The following is a 1988-nucleotide window of genomic DNA, read 5'->3' on the forward strand; positions in this document are numbered from 1 at the left end:
CAGGCTGCCGGTGTGGCGGCCAACCCGGAACGGCTGCGCATTTCTCACGCTGCCCATCTGATCACCCCGGCGCACCGCGCCCTGGATGCCGCGCAGGAAGCCGCGCGCGGACAGGCCCAGATTGGCACCACCGGCAGGGGAATTGGGCCGGCCTACACCGGCAAGACTTCCCGCAACGGCCTGCGCATGGAGGACATGCTGGACGCCTCGTCCTTCTATAAAAAAATGAAACAGCATGTCGAAGAGATCAACACTATGCTGGTCAAACTCTATCGGGCTGACCCGCTGGATGAAAACGCGGTGGCGCGCGAATACGCCAAACTGGCTTTGCAGCTGGCGCCGTACATTACCGATACCGGCGAGCTGGTTTATCGGGCTTTGCAGCAGGGCAAACGCGTGCTGGCGGAAGGCGCGCAGGGCACCCTGCTCGATCTGGATCACGGTACCTATCCCTATGTAACCAGTTCCTATGCCACGGCAGCCGGGGCGCTGGTGGGGTTGGGGGTGGGCATTGTGCCGGTTGAGCGCGTCATCGGCGTGACCAAATCCTTCCAGACCCGGGTTGGAGCGGGGCCTTTCCCCACCGAGGTGTTCGGCAAAACCGCCGAACGTCTGCGCGGCAGTGGCAAAAACCCCTGGGATGAATTTGGCACCACCACCGGACGCCCGCGGCGAGTCGGCTGGCTGGATGGGGTGTTGCTGCGGTATGCCCTGCGTGTCAACGGCGTGACCGAATTGATGGTGACCAAGATGGACATCCTCAGCGGTTTGACCAATTTGCGCCTGTGCACCGCTTACCAGCAGGGCAGTCAGGTGGTGCACGAACTGCCGCTGGGCCCGGCCAACCTGACTCCTTACGAGCCGGTTTACGAAGAACTGGCGGGTTGGGAAGAAGAAATTACCTCGGTGCGCCGCTGGCAGGAACTGCCCGAAGCAGCGCGGGTTTATGCGCAGCGGCTGAGTGAATTTTGCGGTGTGCCGGTGCGCCGTCTTTCGGTTGGCCCGGAGCGCGAGCAGGTGGTGGACGTTCCGCTGTGAGGCAGGTGCGCCGCTGGATTGCTGCTGTGCTGCTGCTGGCGGGGGCACTGTCTGCCTGTCTGCCGGCCGGCGGGCAGAGCGCGCCGGTTGTGGAAACCCCGACCTCACAACCCACGCCCACCCATACGCCCACCATTGTCTGGTTCCCGCCGACCCCCACCCGCACACCGCTGCCCACCCGGCAAATTCTGCCCACCCCAACCCCACAACTGGGCAAAGATGAAATTCTGCTGGAGGATGATTTCAGCGCGCGCGAAGGTTGGATGACCAGCCGCACGACGGCCGGCAGCATTGCTTACGGGGTGGATGAACTGACCCTGGCGGTTGCCACCCGCCGCGCCTATCTGATTTCGCTGCGGCGCACCCCCGCTTTCGGCGATTTTTATCTGGAAATGACCGCCCGCGTCAGCCTGTGTCAGGCGGAGGATCAATATGGTTTGCTGCTGCGGGCAGCGGATGAGTGGAATTACTACCGCTGGGTAATCACCTGTGGCGGGCGTTCGCGGCTGGAACGTGTGCAGCAGGGCGCGTTTGTCATTGTGCAGGACTGGGTCGAATCGCCCCGCATTCAGGCCGGCGCGCTGGCCGAAAACCGGCTGGGGGTGTGGATGTTCGGCAGGGAGATGCGTTTCTTCGTCAATGACCTGGAACTTTTTGCCGCACGTGACCCGGTGTGGAGTGAAGGCGCAGTGGGGGTGTTCGTGCGCGCCGCCGGCGAGCCGCCGTTGACGGTCAGTTTTGATGATTTGCAGGTCTGGTCGCTCGACCGGACGCAAATTCCCACCTCAACACCCGTACCGCCGGCGCCGTAATTTCCCATCAATATCCGCTGCCCTGCGCCTTTCAAGGGAACGCCGCCAGACAATGGTAAAGCCCACCTCCCCCAAAATCGCAGGGGCGATTTTGGGGGAGGCGGGAGGGGGACGAAAATTCGAAAGTTGATGTAAAAA

At 62.7% G+C, this 1988-nt stretch carries 2 protein-coding genes; both read left to right on the forward strand.

The genetic code is table 11. The features are described 5' to 3' along the window. Positions 1–1038: adenylosuccinate synthase (locus VAE48_RS11145; RefSeq protein ID WP_322793402.1), on the forward strand; the 1038-nt coding region annotated here is incomplete at its 5' end. Next, the gene (locus VAE48_RS11150; protein WP_322793403.1) at positions 1035–1850 is read left to right on the forward strand and encodes a hypothetical protein; all 816 of its coding nucleotides are present in this window, start codon (positions 1035–1037) and stop codon (positions 1848–1850) included. The genes VAE48_RS11145 and VAE48_RS11150, both read left to right, overlap by 4 nt. Positions 1851–1988 lie beyond the last annotated feature (138 nt).

This window comes from Bellilinea sp., assembly GCF_034432615.1.
GTDB lineage: Bacteria > Chloroflexota > Anaerolineae > Anaerolineales > Anaerolineaceae > Bellilinea.